Origin of the sequence: Rhizobacter koreensis, assembly GCF_013366375.1 — a bacterium.
In the GTDB taxonomy this organism is placed as follows: Bacteria; Pseudomonadota; Gammaproteobacteria; order Burkholderiales; family Burkholderiaceae_C; genus Schlegelella_A; species Schlegelella_A koreensis.
Window position 1 is genome coordinate 129,415 of the sequence record NZ_JABWMJ010000013.1, and the last position, 14,409, is coordinate 143,823.

Annotated in this window: 14 protein-coding genes; 4 read left to right on the forward strand and 10 right to left on the reverse strand. The window is 62.8% G+C overall.

Annotated features, from left to right (window positions below):
* Window positions 1-20: 20 nt before the first annotated feature.
* From HQN59_RS22415 to HQN59_RS22450, 8 genes are all read right to left on the reverse strand, one after another.
* Window positions 21-2,078 (reverse strand): copper resistance system multicopper oxidase, encoded by a 2,058-nt coding sequence (locus tag HQN59_RS22415; protein WP_176071352.1) that lies wholly within the window; start codon window positions 2,076-2,078, stop codon window positions 21-23.
* Window positions 2,075-2,383 carry a four-helix bundle copper-binding protein gene (locus HQN59_RS22420; protein WP_176071353.1) on the reverse strand — a complete coding sequence of 103 codons (309 nt, stop codon included), beginning with the start codon at window positions 2,381-2,383 and terminating at the stop codon, window positions 2,075-2,077. The genes HQN59_RS22415 and HQN59_RS22420 overlap by 4 nt, the downstream gene beginning before the upstream one ends.
* A 319-nt stretch (window positions 2,384-2,702) precedes the next feature.
* The gene (locus HQN59_RS22425) at window positions 2,703-3,569 is read right to left on the reverse strand and encodes a cytochrome c3 family protein (protein ID WP_176071354.1); all 867 of its coding nucleotides are present in this window, start codon (window positions 3,567-3,569) and stop codon (window positions 2,703-2,705) included.
* A gap of 1 nt (window position 3,570) precedes the next feature.
* Complete coding sequence (locus HQN59_RS22430; RefSeq protein ID WP_176071356.1) at window positions 3,571-4,320, reverse strand: hypothetical protein; 750 nt, start codon at window positions 4,318-4,320, stop codon at window positions 3,571-3,573.
* 2 nt (window positions 4,321-4,322) lie between these two features.
* On the reverse strand, window positions 4,323-6,071 hold the full coding sequence (locus tag HQN59_RS22435) for a 2Fe-2S iron-sulfur cluster-binding protein (protein WP_176071357.1): 1,749 nt from the start codon (window positions 6,069-6,071) through the stop codon (window positions 4,323-4,325).
* 337 nt (window positions 6,072-6,408) lie between these two features.
* The gene (locus HQN59_RS22440; protein WP_217704267.1) at window positions 6,409-7,086 is read right to left on the reverse strand and encodes a Spy/CpxP family protein refolding chaperone; all 678 of its coding nucleotides are present in this window, start codon (window positions 7,084-7,086) and stop codon (window positions 6,409-6,411) included.
* A gap of 844 nt (window positions 7,087-7,930) precedes the next feature.
* Complete coding sequence (locus HQN59_RS22445; RefSeq protein ID WP_246295095.1) at window positions 7,931-9,583, reverse strand: phospholipase D family protein; 1,653 nt, start codon at window positions 9,581-9,583, stop codon at window positions 7,931-7,933.
* Window positions 9,580-9,921, reverse strand: coding sequence for a DUF1622 domain-containing protein (locus tag HQN59_RS22450; RefSeq protein WP_176071358.1), 342 nt, complete (start codon window positions 9,919-9,921; stop codon window positions 9,580-9,582). Before HQN59_RS22450 ends, HQN59_RS22445 begins: the two co-directional genes overlap by 4 nt.
* Window positions 9,922-10,643: 722 nt before the next feature.
* On the opposite strand from HQN59_RS22450, the gene HQN59_RS22455 reads away from it, so the two are divergent.
* From HQN59_RS22455 to HQN59_RS22465, 3 genes are all read left to right on the forward strand, one after another.
* Window positions 10,644-10,940 (forward strand): DUF2933 domain-containing protein, encoded by a 297-nt coding sequence (locus tag HQN59_RS22455; protein ID WP_176071359.1) that lies wholly within the window; start codon window positions 10,644-10,646, stop codon window positions 10,938-10,940.
* Window positions 10,937-11,587 (forward strand): methyltransferase family protein, encoded by a 651-nt coding sequence (locus HQN59_RS22460; RefSeq protein WP_176071360.1) that lies wholly within the window; start codon window positions 10,937-10,939, stop codon window positions 11,585-11,587. Before HQN59_RS22455 ends, HQN59_RS22460 begins: the two co-directional genes overlap by 4 nt.
* 133 nt (window positions 11,588-11,720) lie before the next feature.
* Window positions 11,721-13,232, forward strand: a complete 1,512-nt coding sequence (locus HQN59_RS22465; RefSeq protein WP_176071361.1) for a DASS family sodium-coupled anion symporter — start codon at window positions 11,721-11,723, stop codon at window positions 13,230-13,232.
* Window positions 13,233-13,276: 44 nt separating this feature from the next.
* On the opposite strand, the gene cueR is transcribed toward HQN59_RS22465, so the two are convergent.
* Both cueR and HQN59_RS22475 read right to left on the reverse strand, forming a co-directional pair.
* On the reverse strand, window positions 13,277-13,726 hold the full coding sequence (gene cueR, locus HQN59_RS22470; protein ID WP_176071388.1) for a Cu(I)-responsive transcriptional regulator: 450 nt from the start codon (window positions 13,724-13,726) through the stop codon (window positions 13,277-13,279).
* A 20-nt stretch (window positions 13,727-13,746) separates the two neighbouring features.
* On the reverse strand, window positions 13,747-14,001 hold the full coding sequence (locus HQN59_RS22475) for a cation transporter (RefSeq protein WP_246295096.1): 255 nt from the start codon (window positions 13,999-14,001) through the stop codon (window positions 13,747-13,749).
* 173 nt (window positions 14,002-14,174) lie between these two features.
* Between HQN59_RS22475 and HQN59_RS22480 the strand changes: the two genes are divergently transcribed.
* Entirely contained in the window at window positions 14,175-14,324 is a 150-nt protein-coding gene (locus HQN59_RS22480) for a heavy-metal-associated domain-containing protein (RefSeq protein WP_176071364.1), read from the forward strand.
* The last annotated feature ends 85 nt before the right edge of the window (window positions 14,325-14,409 follow it).

Here is a 14,409-nt window from a genome sequence, read left to right on the forward strand (position 1 = left end):
TACAAGCGTGAATGCGCATCTCATGCTGCCCCCTTGGCTTCCGGCTGCCCGACTGCAACGACGCGCAACATGCCTAGCTCCATGTGGAAAAGCAGATGGCAATGGAAAGCCCACTTACCAACCTCGTCGGGCTCGGCGTCGAAAGAGATGCGTTCGCCAGCCTTCACGTTGATGGTGTGTTTCAGGGGCCGCTTTGCGCCCGCCCCGTTTTCCAGCACCATCCACATGCCGTGCAGATGCATGGGGTGATCCATCATGGTGTCGTTCACGAACGTAACCCGGATGCGTTCGCCGAAGCCGAACGGGATCGGCTCCTCGGCCTCGGAGTACTTCTTGCCATCAAAGCCCCAGATCTGCCGCTCCATGTTGCCTGTCAGGTGCAGCTCGATCTCGCGCCCGGGCGTGCCTTCGCGCCCAGCCCCGTCCAAGCGGCGCAAGTCGGTGTAGACAAGCACGCGACGCCCCGAGTCGCCCAGACCTGTCCCGGGCTCGCTCATCCGGCTCGTGGGCATTTCGGCGACGGTCGAATTGCCGGCCCCATGGCGATCGGGGCCATGCGGCACCGGCTGCATCGCTGCAGGCTTTGCGAACGCGTCAGTTGCCGGCTTGACCATGCCGGGCATCGCGTCCATCGCCGGCTCCGCAGGCGCTGGGGTGGCGGGGCCTGCCATGCCGGGCATCGCGTCCATCGCCGGCTCCGCAGGCGCTGGGGTGGCGGGGCCTGCCATGCCGGGCATTGCATCCATCGCCGGCTTCGCAGGCGCAACAGGGGCCGGCATCGCCATGCCAGGCATCGCGTCGATCGAGGGCTTAGCAGGACCGGCGGCAGCAGGCATCGCCATTCCGGGCATAGGGCGCTCCGCAGGCGCAGCGGGAGCAGGCATCGCCATGCCGGGCTCTGGGTCCGCCTTGAGGCCGGCGCCACCGCGAGGCATGGCCATACCAGCCATCGCCCCTCCGGACATGCCCATGTCGGCCATGGTTCGAAGTGGACGTTTTCGGCGTTCGGGGATCGGGGCGCGCAGCCCAGCCCGCTGCGCCAGCGTGCCGGCAGCATATCCGCTGCGGTCCATCGACTCGGCGAAGATCGTGTATGCCTCCTCGGCGCGGGGCTGCACGATCATGTCGTAACTCTCCGCCGGGGCAATGCGGAATTCCTCGATCGTCACAGCCTCGACGTTTTGGCCGTCCGCCTGAACGAGCGTCATCTGCAAGCCCGGAATACGCACATCGAAGTGGGTCATCGCCCCTGCATTGATGAAACGCATGCGGATGCGCTCGCCTGGCTTGAAGAGGGTGGTCCAGTTCTGCTTTGCCGACTGCCCGTTGAGCAGGTACGTGTAGGTGAACCCGGTCAGGTCGGCAATATCGGTCGGATCCATCCGCATCTTGGCCCACAAGGCGCGGTCGGCGATCGTTGCGCGCCAGCCATCACGCGAGGCGTCGCGGAAGAGATCGGCCAGGGTGCGCCGGTTGAAGTTGTAGTACGCGCCGAACTTCTTCATCTTGGCCAGCACGCGCCCCGGATCCTCAAAGGTCCAGTCGGACAGCATGACCACGCACTCGCTGTCATAGGAAAACGGCTCGGGCCCGACGGGGTCAATGATGAGGGGGCCATACAGGCCTGCTTGCTCCTGGTTGCCAGAATGGCTGTGATACCAGTAGGTCCCGTTCTGGCGCAGCTTGAACTGGTAGGTGAAGGTCTCGCCAGGCGCAATGCCGTCGAAGCTCACGCCAGGGACGCCGTCCATCTCAGGCGGTACGAGAAGGCCGTGCCAGTGGATCGACGTGGTCTCCCTCAGTCTATTCGTCACTCGGATGGTCGCAGTCTCCCCTTCGCGAAAGCGCACCACCGGCCCAGGCAGCACACCGTTGACGACCGTGGGCGCGGTGCTCTGCCCGTCGATGTCAAGCCGGCCCTCAGCGATCACAAGATCGGTGACGGTCCCCGGGACGCCCGGCATCATGTGCATGGTGCTGGGTGTGGCGGTCCACGCCTGCAGTGGGGACAGTGCATAGAGCGCCGTACCCGCCCCCGCGGCCGTACCAACACGAAGAAAGCGGCGGCGCGGGTTCATGTCATGGCCCTGCAGCTCTTGGCGCAGCTCTGGCACTCTTCGACGCACTCACGCATGTCGCCCACCTGCTCGCAACTCTTGGCGCAGGCCTCGCATGCCTCGGCGCAGATCAGACACACCCGACCGTGCAAGGGCGAGTCGCTCAGCATAAAGTTGGCCGAGGTCTGGCAGAGCTCAGCACAGTTGAGCATCAGGCGAAGGTGCTTGGGCTCGACGTGCCGCCCGCCCTGCTCGAGGCAGAAGGTCGTTGCCATGCGCAGACACATGCTGTGGCAGTCGAGACAAGCCTTGATGGAGTCTTGCATCGGTGATTCGATTCGGCTTCGGCGAGCAGTGGGTGGGTTTCCGGCGCCCGAACGCGCAGCCGGGTTCGGCTGCGCGTTCGCGTCAGCCGACGCGAACGCCTGAAGCCCGCCCGCAGAGACCGCAAGTGCCGCCCCAAGAAGGCGACGGCGGGGCGTCCCTGGCTTCGAACCCGCGCCAGGAGATTTGGTTGGTGCAAGCTCACTCATCTTTGGTCCTTGTTCGGTTTTGCCCGATGCTTTTCGCACACCATAGCGGCTGCTTTCTCTTCTCTCGCGGCAGCACGACGCTCAGACCTCTACAAAAATGGCTTGGTTACGATCAATGGTGTTTGACCCTGTCGACGCCTTTGATGTCGTTCCAGTTCGTTGTTTGGTGACAAAGGAAGCACTGGTTCACCTTGGCTTCCGGCTGCCCGGCGATTCGAGCCGACATCATCGAGAAGTGCATCATGTTGTGGCTCGGAGGTTCTTTATGACACTGCGAGCACTCGGTCGAACGCGGCGACGGATGGACAAACCGGGCCAGTGTCCACTGAGTCGTGGCGTGGCACTGCACGCAATCGGTGCCGAGCAGCCCCTGATGACGATCTTTGGTCGCATGGCAGCCCACGCAGTTGAGCATCGACTCGCCCGTACTCGGTCGCGGATGGTTGGCTGAAAGCTGCGGCGCGCTCGCCTGCCTCACTTCCGCAGAAGCCGCGCCCGGTGCTGCTGCTTGCACCCCGGAGCGAGACAGCCGGTTCAGCAGCTGGGTCGCTGCATCCACGTCAGCGGAACTCGACTGCAGTCCGGGCCTTGCTGTCCGCAGCAACTCATGACCAGCCTCCGCCAGCAGGGAATGGTCCATCGTCGTCGGCATGCGCTTTGTCCCCTGGTGCTCGACATGGCAACCGCTGCAGACCTGGACGTCCGCGTGAAAGGCCGTGGGCTGGCGTTGCAGCAGTGCGGCGTTATCGGCGTGGCACGTGACGCAGAGGGGAGACTCGACGCCTTTGACGGCGGTGTGACAAGCGACACATTGATCTGCAAGGAACGCATGCGATTGCGAGAGCGATCCTGGCGTCACTGCTTGTTGCCAGACACCGCGCGACCAGGATTCGCTCCGATTCCAGTCTACGCCGATGCCGACGGCGATCACGATCACGATTGCGCCCAGCAATGCGAGACAGAGCTTCAGCGAGCTCATGCTACGAAAGCCACCTTAGACCGTACTGCACCCCCGCACCAATGTGCATAGCGAGAACTACGTAAAAGCCGATGGAGAGCGCGATGTGCCACTTCAAGGAGCGCCCGAACCAGACCTTGAAGAACTCATGCAGACGAACCGAGTACTCGAGGTCCGCTACCGATTCGGCGATGCGCATGACTTCACCTGCGGCACCATCTTGTCGAGCGGCGAGCCCGAGCGATGTCAACCCGGCCGCCAGCGCCGGGGCCTGCGGCATCGCACTCGTGGCTGTCGACGACGCCTCCCGCACCCCCCACGCGTGGTCGAGATCGCCTCTGGCCGTCTGAAGCAGCACCTTCTTTTCCTTTATCTCAAGGGCCACATAGGCGAGCAGATAGCGGACCGCGAAGCCACTCACGATGACGAGCAGCATCAGTGCTGTCAGCGCAATACCCAGCCAGCTGTCGAACCGGTGACCGGTGTGAATGATCGCAAGCAAGGCGCCAAGAAGCCCTGCATAGACATGCAGGTCGAGCAAGGTCTTCATCCCCAGATACGGTGTCATCCAACCCCTGACCCACGGAATGCGCTTCGCGGCGGAGTACACGAGGGGGACCAGCATGAGCAGTGCGGCCGCGATCCCAAACGCGGCACCGAGTCCACTGCCCGGGAAGCGAGGCGAGCGGTGAAAGAAGAAGCCTAGCCAAGCCAGGAGAAGGACCGAGAGCACTCCGGTCAAGACGATGCCTTCGCGCTCTTTGCCTTTCACCGCTAGGCCTCCACCGTAATCGGGGTCCTGGGCTTTGCCTGGCACGCGAGAATGATGCCGCTTGCTTTGTCCTCAGCATCCAGCGCATCGTCGACCGCCATGTCGACCTCTCCGGATGTCATCTTCACCTTGCAGATGCCGCAAGTTCCAACCCGGCAGGCGAATTCGATCCCGATGTCGAGCTCTTCTGACAGCTCGAGAACGGTCTGCCCATCGCGACTCTTGGACGCTTTTCCGGTGTTGGAAAAGGTGACTACAGGGCCCGTCGCAGGGGCCGCCGACCTGCCCGTCGCGCCCGGGCCGCCCGGCGTGGGCGCGGCGGTACCGAAGTCCTCGGTCTTGACCTGCTCCGGGGGAACCTTCAGTTCGTTAAGGATCGCCCTTACAGCGTCCATCATCACAGGCGGCCCACAAAGATGGATTCGACGCGAGCCAATGCCAGGGATCGTCTCCGCGAGGAATTCCTTTGTGATACGTCCTCGATGCCCTTGCCAATCGGTACCCTCCGGGCGCTCCATCGTGACTGCTACGTGCAGCCTCGGGTTGACCTGTTGGAGCTCGGCCACATCCTTGGCGAAAACGAAGTCAACGGGAGCACGGCAGGCATAGACGAAATAGATCTCACCGGCCCACGACTGCTCGGTTAAATAGCGAGTGATGCTCATCATCGGGGTGATGCCGACGCCGCCGGCGATGAGGACGATGCTGTCCGCCTCCGCTCCGGTGAACGTAAAACGCCCTACCGGGCCGCCCGCATCGATTCTGTCGCCGACTTTGAGAAGATCGTCCACGTGACGCGATACCGCACCGCGCGGCTCACGTTTGACAGTTACATCGACGAACCCACGCTGTGTCGGTGACGAAGAGATGGAATAGCTGCGGTTCATCTTCGCGCCGCCGATCCAGAACGTCAGGTTGAGGAACTGACCCGGTAAGAATGTGAACGGCAGGGGCCCATTGCCGCTAACAGGCAACAGGCGCAGCGTCTTGACGCTTGGCGTCTCGCTCATGATGGCGCCGACGCGCAGTTGCCCTTGCCATTTGGCGGTGGCGGGTGCGACTGGCGTTGTCGCGGCACCCGGCGCCGGGGATGCCGCGTCCCGGGAGGTGGTGCCTGGCGGCAGTACGGCAGCGGGTTCGTTCGCAAAGGTGGTTGGGCCGGAGGCCACCGGCGGCGCTCCTCCAGTTGATGGCCGGTCCACATCGGCCGGTGCTCCTCCAGCGCGCGATGCAGGGGTAGGTGGCGGCCCCTCTTTCGGTTCGATACGTCCAAACAGGCTCGCCGTGCGTCGCATCTTGAAGAAGTACATCGCGACCATCGCCACTGCAAAGGCGACAAGCAATGCCATAACGAAAAGGTGCAGGGGGAGGACCCCGAGCACGGTGCGTGGGTCCTTGCGCCGGTTGGCATCCGCAAGGTTCATCTCACGCTTGAACCACTCGGAAGCGATATTCCGCGGCGGTGCCCCTTCCTGAAGAAGCCGGTGGGCGGCCACACCGCTGTCCACCTGGCCGACGCCGTCGCGGGACTCCTGGAGTGCCTGGCTGGCGGCCTCGTGGTCGCCAGTTTCGACGGCTCGCGCCAAACGCTCTTGCGCCTCCTGCAGGAGCACCGAGCCCTCATAGATCCGCTCGGCGGCCATTCGCTGCACGTCAGCGCGTTGCTCTGGCGTCAGCGCAGGAAGACCCATCAGGGACGGGTAGAGCTCCTTCCGCCCTCCGCCCATCATCCCTTCCATCATCTTCGGCATCCCCTGCACTCCAGCGGACGAACCTGGCATGCCGGAGCCGCTCGCGGCAGCCTCAGGCAACGCAGGAATGCCGCTTTCTGCGGGGCTGTCGGGAGTGATGACCGTTGTCGGCGATGCCGGCAGGGGGGCTGACGCCGCGCCTCCGGGGTGATGAGCCTCGTTGGCCCCGCTCCAAGCTGGCCACAGCATCGCCAGTGAAGCGGCTCCCGCGATGACCTTTAAGGTCCCAGGAGTTCGCTTCATGAGGCGCCCCACGCTAGCCCGCAAAAGGACGATTGGCATTCACTTGTCCTCAGCCCTCTGCTAGCACCCCGCTATGCAGATGAGCCTCGCAACGTCACTCCATCTTCATCGGTGCCATCGGGGCCGCCGCGGGCGCGGCTTGGCGGGGGGCCGCGGCGGGCGCCACCCGTGTCATCGGCTTGGTACCGAGCAACGCCGCCTGCTGATCAGGAGTGAGGACTTTTGCTGCCTCTCCGACCGCCCGGATGAACGCCAGCCGCTGATTGCCGCGCAGAGTTTCAATGGCGCGGACCGCTGCGTCAATCTTGGTCGCGTCTGGCGCAGCTGCCGATGTCAGCGTCCAGAGTTCCTGTTCCAAGTCCTCCACGCGCCGGGCAGCAGTCGCTTGATCCAATGCGGACTTCTCCTTGATCCCGTTGAGAGCGGTCTGCTGAGCTGTCGTCAGTGAGATGTGCTGCGGGTGATCGAGAAAGAATCCGGTCGCACCGACGTGATACAGATGCGAAGCTCCCGGGAAACCCGGCAGGGCGGCGTTAGGAGTCGTGCTCTTGGAGCCTTGGCGAGCTTGCATCGGCGCCCGCATGCGACCCATCATGTCCATGCTCGAGGGCGTCGCCATGGGATCCTGAGCGCCACCGGCCGGATCGCCCATGGGTGCTCCGGGCGACATCGGCATCCCGCTCTTCATCTTCGTGTCGGGCATCGCAGCCATACCGGGCTTTTTCTCCATCTCGTCCATCTTTTTCATCTTCATCTCGTCCATGTCCATCATGGCGAGGTATCGAAGAGGGGTCTCGGACGCTTCCACTTGGGAGGACTGAGCCCATAGGGAGGGACTACCGAAAGCCAGGGCGATTGCCGTGGCAGTCGGCGCGAGAACGGTCTTCAGGCGAAGGCTTGACATGTCTTGCTCCTAACTCGTTGGATAATGAACCCAGGCCGCGCGATGCTTTGATCGTTTCAGCTACGCCGGAGCTAAGCTTTCCAGTGCCACCGCGACCCGGGCGCCATCGCCCAGCGCATTCGGCTCTGCACGGCTATTGGGTACTCGGTTGGTTCTGACGTAGATTCTTGGCTCCTTGACTTCCTTTGTCGAAGCAGCTGACGTCGAAGCGTCAGGGTGGCATGGCTTCGCTTTAGCTCGTGGCACGTCTCGAGCGCCTTCTGCAGCGTGATCGTGTCGCTGCAGAGCATCGCTGTAATTCCCCCCGCGCCGCCGCGGTCCCGCTAAATGTCGCTGAGGACCCCACCGACCCATACGCCACTGCGGCCCCTGCGGTCATTGCCAGCACGGCGCCAAATGAGAGAGAGGCGCTTGTTTTCATGGTTACTTCCTTAGCCCGCGGAGCAGCGGAGGAATCCACGTGCCCGACGCGGCGGCGAAGAGTCAATATATTTGTGCGGCTGCGTACCGACATTGATCCTTGTCAACAAAACAGGCCCTGCGGCTTCGCGGGCAAGCACGTGCGGCGTAGGACACCGGCAACACCAGGTCAATCGCCCCGCGCTAACACGCCCTCACTTGGTGCGGTGGGGGTCTTTACGTCCCCGCGCTGTCCTCGGTGCGCCCCTGGCGGGGCTGGCCTGCACTTGCTCCGATCGGATCACGAAGCTGTCTAAAGCAACTCTTCAGGGACCAGCGGTGCGAACAGCCGGAGCAGCATACGAACCCAGAAGCCCGCCTCCGGCTCTTCGACATGCACTTCGTCCGCTGCCCCAAGCATCAGCCTCTCCAGGCGGCCGGCAGCAGTCAGGCGCAACCGATGCGCGCCCTGCAGCATGCCAAATCTCGCCAGCCGCCCCGCCTCGCGGGCAATTTCCGGGCTGTGAATGAACAATCCCAATTCGGTGTTGTAGCGTTCGGAGCGAGGATCGAAGTTCATCGAACCGATGAACAGCTTGTCGTCGTCGAACACGGCAGCCTTGGTGTGCAGGCCACCTACCGAAGCGCCGAACATGAACCGCCTTGTTTCGCGTCCAGCTCGGATGGGGCTCAGCTCGTACAAGTCGACCCCGAGCTTGAGCAGCTCATCGCGATAACGAAGGTAAGCGGTGTGAACAAGGGGTTGGTCCGTGGAAGCCAAAGAGTTCGTCAGCACACTGATGTTGACGCCCCGTTCCCGCGCTGCCCGAATCATCTCCATGCCTTCGGCGCCGGGGATGAAGTACGGCGAAACCAGAACTGCCTCGTCGCTCGAGTCGCGAATGTGCTCAAGGACGTTGAATCGCACGCGCGTGGAGGGCTCGTGCAGGTCCATTCTGAAGGACTTGTCGTCAGAAGCCATGCCGGGCGCATCGGCAAATGCCTCTGCAGAACTCCACGCGAGCCCAAGCTTCCCGTCATCAAGTTCCTCGGAAATAGGCCCGTAGCCAAGTACATCAGTGGCGGGCGCGGCCCGGGACATTGGTTCGAGCACAGAAATGGTGACTTCCTCGAAACGCGCCTGGAGTTCGGCCCGGGGTTCGCCTGTCACCGCGATCGATTCCAACGGATAGGCGGCCGGACTGTTCCAATACTCGTCGAACAGCCGGGCGAGCTCCGGGACGATCGCTCCACTGGCGAACACATCGAGATCGATGAAGTTGGCCAGCAGGTGCCGAGTGAAGTATTCGTCGGCGATGTTGCGCCCCCCCGCTACGGCCATGGCTCCATCCGCGATGAACAGCTTGTTATGCATTCGGCGGTTGAGACGGCGGAAGTCAAACAACGACGCAGCAAATCGCGTGAGCATCCGCTGGCGGCCGGCTGGAAACGGATTGAAGAGCCGCACCTCGACGTTGGGCTCCGCCGCCAGCCCCAAAAGCAGTGCGTCCTGGCCGGAGGTGTTCAGATCATCCAAAAGCAAACGTACGCGCACCCCTCGGCGGGATGCGTCCCGCAACGCGCGCAACATGGACTTGCCGGTTGCATCACTCTTGATCAGGTAATACTGCAAGTCGAGAGACTGTTCGGAACGGCGCGCGAGCTCTAACCTGGTGCTGAGTGCGAAGGCGCCGGACGGCAACAGTCGAAAGCCGCTCAACGCACGGTCGGGCGACGACGCCTCGACGATCGTCTCAAGCTTGGTCTCTTTTGTGGCCTTGATGGCCGTTGACGGTGTGCGCAGGACAGTAGTCGGCAGGCCGGCGCATCCCGCAGCGAACGTGACAAGGAAAAGCACACTCGCCAGACCAATCAAGCTGCGCACTCCACGAGTCAGGAGCGACCGCAGAACGAAGAGGTACGGCTCAGCCCGCGGGTTACGCAGTGATGACATCGTGTTGATCATTGCGTATCGTCGGAGCCAGAGCCAAGACGCTGCCAAGGCCAACGGCCCTCGATCTCAACCTGTAGCGCCATACTCAGAACGGTGCGAATCAGGACGATGACAGCCAACACTGCGACGTTCTGAAGCGTAGGCGCCACGACGACGGTCCTGATGATGTCGCCTGCTACCAGAAACTCCAGGCCAAGGACGATTGCGCCGCCGAAGTCCTGCCGAAAACGACGCATGTTCAGCTGGCCCGCCGTGGAGGCGCTGCCCAAAAGCCGGGCGGCAGCGAACAACGCGCCGCCAGCAATGACGACGACGCCGACGGCATCAAACGCGAGGCCGACCCACGCCATGACATCTCGAAAGCTACTCACGGAGAGGCGCGCCGAATTCCCGTGCGGTCAACGATCGCGGCCTCGGTTGAGGCTGTTCAACCGTCGGGCCCACGCGCTCAGCACCAGAAGTGTCATCACAAACCCCGACCAAGCGATGGAACGAGCTTCTACCATGCGGCTGACGTCCATACGTTGACATCGCTTGTTCATGAAGCCGGTTAATTGTCCATTGCTGGGGCCCCAACAACCGTGCAGAGTGCATAGCAAACCTTCGGCGATGGCAAGTGCTTGCTTGGTCGCAGGGGTGACATGACACCGACTCCATGGCACAGACTTCCGGCGAAGCGTTTACGCTGCTGCGACGAGTGCAGCGCATGCTAGGGAGACAGCGGCGTCGCGTGTTTGATCCACGTCAAACTTCTAGATTCGGGTATGGTCGACTTAGCCGTCGAAGCCAAGTCCGGCTATAGGCGTCACCAGCTCACTAGCCGCTATGCTCAAACGCATTTGGTGCTGATGTCTCGGCGGGGTAGAAGGGACACTTCCCTTGACGAAGATCAAGGCCGAGCACGGGCAGGCGTCTAGGATGGGTTTCGGCAATCGCAAGGAAGTCATTTGAAACGCGTACCCGCCTTCCCACCTGTACGGACCTACGCAGCTGGGGGGCTGCCCGCTGCCGCACGGCGCGATGCCAGGAAAGGTCAGCGTCTGCAGCTCCGCTGTTTCGCGGGAGTAGCCGTATGAGCACCGGCCGGGGCGCCGTGCCTTCAGGCCCGACACGCTTCTGGGGCTCACGCCATGCTGTTGGGCTGGTGGTGCTGGGCGCCGTCGCTGCGTACTTTCTGCTGAGCGAGCACCGCGCCCATTTCTTCGGTGCGCTGCCTTTCTTGCTGTTCCTAGCATGTCCGCTGATGCACATCTTCATGCACCGCGGGCATGACGGACGGCACGGTGGTCCTGTTCGCCACCCGGATGACGCAGGTGCCGACGGCCCGTCGGCCTCGGCACGACGGACCGAAGTCGGGGAGCAGCCATGAGCCAAGCCGCCCCTGCCTATGGGCTCTGGACCCTCGTCGTTCTCAACTCGGCCGTCTTCCTCATATTCGCGTTCAGTTTCTTCAAGCCGAACACCCCGCGGGACTGGCGCACCTTCGGCGCCTTCGCCGCTTTCGTCGTTGCCCTTTTTGTGGAAATGTATGGATTTCCTCTGAGCATCTACCTGATGTCAGGCTGGCTGCAAACCAAGTACCCGAGCCTCGATCTGTGGTCTCATAGTTCCGGCCATCTCTGGTCTACGCTGCTCGGTGAGCAGGGTGATCCGCATTTCGGGCCGCTGCATATTGCGAGCTACCTGCTCCTTGGCTTTGGCTTCTACCTTTTGTCCAGCGCTTGGCGGGTGCTCTATCACGCGCAGTGTGGCGGTGCTATGGCCACCTCGGGGCCTTACTCCCGCGTCCGACATCCGCAGTACCTAGCCTTCGTCCTCGTGCTGCTGGGCTTCCTGCTGCAATGGCCGACGCTGCTAACGGTGGCGATGTTTCCGATCCTGCTCATCATGTACCTACGGTTAGCAATTTCCGAAGAGGCGGAGATGCGGAGACGCTTTGGTGCCCGATTCGATACCTATGCCGCCCGCACGCCGCGCTTTCTGCCCACATGGCAGCAGAAAGCCGTAGCTATCTAGCTCGCGCCGGCGAGCGCGCGCGCCTGCGCATTGGCGCGCCTGAAAGCAACGGGCCGCGGCAGGCCGGTCACAACTTCGGGCGCCAGCCGCAGGAGGAGGCTTCGTGAAAGCAGGGACGGTTCCAGTCGTAACCATGCCGCTGCCCCACGCCGCTCCTGCCGCGGTCATTCCCAGCAGGTCCGTGTACAAGCGCGCCGGCCTACTCGTCGCCGTTGCGGCCCTGGTTGTCATCGTGTGGATGCCGGTGCCCCAAAGCTTGCCGCCAGCCGGTCAGGTGATGTTGGGCATCCTGGCCTTCGCGGTCATCGTCTGGATGACCGAGGCGCTTGACTATGCCGTGAGCTCGGTGGCGATCGCGGCGCTGATGATCTTCCTGCTCGCCGCCGTTCCCGATGCGGCCAAGCCGGTTGGCGATATGGGCACCGGCGCGGCGCTCGCGCTGGCTCTGTCAGGGTTTTCCAACAGCGCAGTGGCGCTTGTGGCAGCAGCCTGCTTCATTGCTGCAGCCATGACCGCCACCGGTCTCGACAGGCGCATTGCGCTGGTCGTCCTATCGAAAGTCGATGCTCGCACCAACCACATCGTCATCGGCGCGATGGTCGTGGGTTTTCTGCTGTCGTTCGTGGTGCCGAGCACGAGGGCGCGGGTGGCCTGCCTGGTGCCCATCATGCTCGGCTTCATCCTCGCCTTCAAGGTGGAAAGACGAAGCCGCTTTGCCGGATTGTTGGTGATCACCGCAGCACAGACCGCCAGCGTCTGGAACGTCGGCATCAAGACGGCTGCGGCACAGAACATGGTCGCCGCAGGCTTCATCGAGAAGCAATTCGGAATCGGCATTCCCTGGACCGAGTGGTTCATCGCCGGCGCACCGTTCTCTGCACTGCTGAGCGTCGCCGTCTACTTCATCATGACCCGGATGATGAAGCCCGAGACCGAGGAGATCGCCGGCGGCCAGGCGACGATCCGTAAGCAGCTTGATGCGATCGGGCCCATGTCAGCAAGGGAATGGAAGCTGCTCGCGATCGTGCTGGTGCTTCTAAGCTTCTGGTCCACCGAAAAGGTGCTGCACGAGTTCGACACCTCGTCGACCACCATCGCTGCTGTGGCCTTGATGCTGCTGCCCCGGTTTGGCGTCATGGACTGGAAAGATTCGCAACGTGGCTTCCCGTGGGGCACGGTAGTCTTGTTCGCGGTCGGCATCAGCGTCGGAACGGCGTTGCTACGCACCGGTGCAGCCGGCTGGCTGGCCAACCTGATCGTCCAGAACCTCGGACTGCAGCACGCCGGCGCTTTCTCGATCCTCATGCTGATGTCGTTGTTCCTCATCTTGATCCACCTTGGCTTTGCCACCGCCACGGCGCTTGCTTCGACCATGATCCCGATCATCCTCAGTGTTCTGGCGGCCGTGCAGACTCCTGGCCTCAATGTGGTGGGCATGACGATGCTGCTGCAGTTCGTCGTAAGCTTTGGTTTCATCCTGCCGGTCAACGCACCGCAGAACATGGTCGCTTACGGCACCGACACCTTCGACGCCCGTGACTTCATCCGCACCGGCGTGGCGATCACGGTTGCCGCGGCGGCGCTGCTGGTGATCTTTGCGCTTACCTACTGGCCCTGGATGGGTTACATGACAAAAGCGCCTTGATTGCGGAGTATGCGGCGTGGCTCATATCCCTCCCCCGACGGTTATCAGTGTTTGCCTGGCTTGAGGCCTGTCGCTGACCCAGCCGTCGATAAAGTTGCGAGCGGCTGGTCTTGGGCAAGTTCCTCGAGGATGGGGCAGTCCGGCCGATCGTCGCCTTGACAGCAGTGCACCAGGTGCTCGAGTGTCGACTTCATCGCCTGCAGCTCCTGCAGCTTCTGGTCGAGCTCCTGAATGTGCGCCTGCGCCAGCGCCTTGACCTGCCGGCTTGGCCGCCGGCGGTTCTGCCACAAGCCGAGCAGCTCCCGAATCTGCTCGAGCGAGAAGCCCAGGTCGCGCGACTGCCGGACGAAGCGCAGCGTGCTCACCTCCTTGTCGGAGTACTGGCGGTAACCGGAGTCGGTCCGGTGCGCCTCCGGGAACAGCCCGACGCTCTCGTAGTGTCGGATCATCTTCGCCGAGACGCCCGAGGCCCTTGCGGCTTCGCCGATGTTCATGAAGTCCATGGGTCCTGTCCTCAAACGGTGACCGGTCTGTCGGTGTGCGCCGGCGACCGAATCGGCTGCGTCTCGAGCTGCTGCAGCGAGCGCCAGCCGCGCAGCAGCAGTGCATTGGTGACCACACTCACGCTGCTGAAGGCGTTGACGACCCCCTCCATCACCCCCGGCACCCCCTCGAGCGACGTCTCCACCCGCGTCACGCAGGAGGCACAGCTCATGCCGCTGATCTGTAGCTGGATGTCGTCCGGGTGAGGGAGCACGGCAGCGTTCATGGGTCCGAGCCGGTAGCACTTTGGAATTTGGATCCTGAAGGTTCCCGCATTGTTAAGGTCAAGCACCGTGTTCGGCAATCCAACATAGCTAGGAAGGTCTACCTGAATACCTCTTGACATTCCAACCGTGGAAGGCAACACAGTTGCTAATCAAGTTTTTCGAGGAGAACACCATGATCGCTTTCCAAGTCAACGACATGACCTGCGGCCACTGCGTCAGCACCATCACCAAGGCGGTGCGGGCCGTGGACAAGCAGGCGAGCGTGAGCATCGATCTGGCAAACCAGAGCCGGCTCCGCTGGTTTGAACACGCAGCGGCCTGAGTTAAGTGGATTGGCTGCGGTTTGAAGTTCTTCAATCCCGGGCCCCTGCCAGGCCGCCGGAGGCGCCCCGGTTGAGCCCCTGTAC

What these genes read in the sequence shown, in the direction of transcription:
- HQN59_RS22460 (WP_176071360.1), top strand. Translation starts at nt 10,937, where the DNA reads ATGAGCCAAGCCGCCCCTGCCTATGGGCTCTGGACCCTCGTCGTTCTC.
- HQN59_RS22450 (WP_176071358.1), bottom strand. Translation starts at nt 9,921, where the DNA reads ATGGCGTGGGTCGGCCTCGCGTTTGATGCCGTCGGCGTCGTCGTCATT.
- HQN59_RS22435 (WP_176071357.1), bottom strand. Translation starts at nt 6,071, where the DNA reads ATGCCGAAGATGATGGAAGGGATGATGGGCGGAGGGCGGAAGGAGCTC.
- HQN59_RS22475 (WP_246295096.1), bottom strand. Translation starts at nt 14,001, where the DNA reads ATGAACGCTGCCGTGCTCCCTCACCCGGACGACATCCAGCTACAGATC.
- HQN59_RS22480 (WP_176071364.1), top strand. Translation starts at nt 14,175, where the DNA reads ATGATCGCTTTCCAAGTCAACGACATGACCTGCGGCCACTGCGTCAGC.
- HQN59_RS22455 (WP_176071359.1), top strand. Translation starts at nt 10,644, where the DNA reads ATGAGCACCGGCCGGGGCGCCGTGCCTTCAGGCCCGACACGCTTCTGG.
- HQN59_RS22425 (WP_176071354.1), bottom strand. Translation starts at nt 3,569, where the DNA reads ATGAGCTCGCTGAAGCTCTGTCTCGCATTGCTGGGCGCAATCGTGATC.
- HQN59_RS22445 (WP_246295095.1), bottom strand. Translation starts at nt 9,583, where the DNA reads ATGATCAACACGATGTCATCACTGCGTAACCCGCGGGCTGAGCCGTAC.
- HQN59_RS22465 (WP_176071361.1), top strand. Translation starts at nt 11,721, where the DNA reads ATGCCGCTGCCCCACGCCGCTCCTGCCGCGGTCATTCCCAGCAGGTCC.
- HQN59_RS22440 (WP_217704267.1), bottom strand. Translation starts at nt 7,086, where the DNA reads ATGATGGACATGGACGAGATGAAGATGAAAAAGATGGACGAGATGGAG.
- HQN59_RS22420 (WP_176071353.1), bottom strand. Translation starts at nt 2,383, where the DNA reads ATGCAAGACTCCATCAAGGCTTGTCTCGACTGCCACAGCATGTGTCTG.
- cueR (WP_176071388.1), bottom strand. Translation starts at nt 13,726, where the DNA reads ATGAACATCGGCGAAGCCGCAAGGGCCTCGGGCGTCTCGGCGAAGATG.
- HQN59_RS22415 (WP_176071352.1), bottom strand. Translation starts at nt 2,078, where the DNA reads ATGAACCCGCGCCGCCGCTTTCTTCGTGTTGGTACGGCCGCGGGGGCG.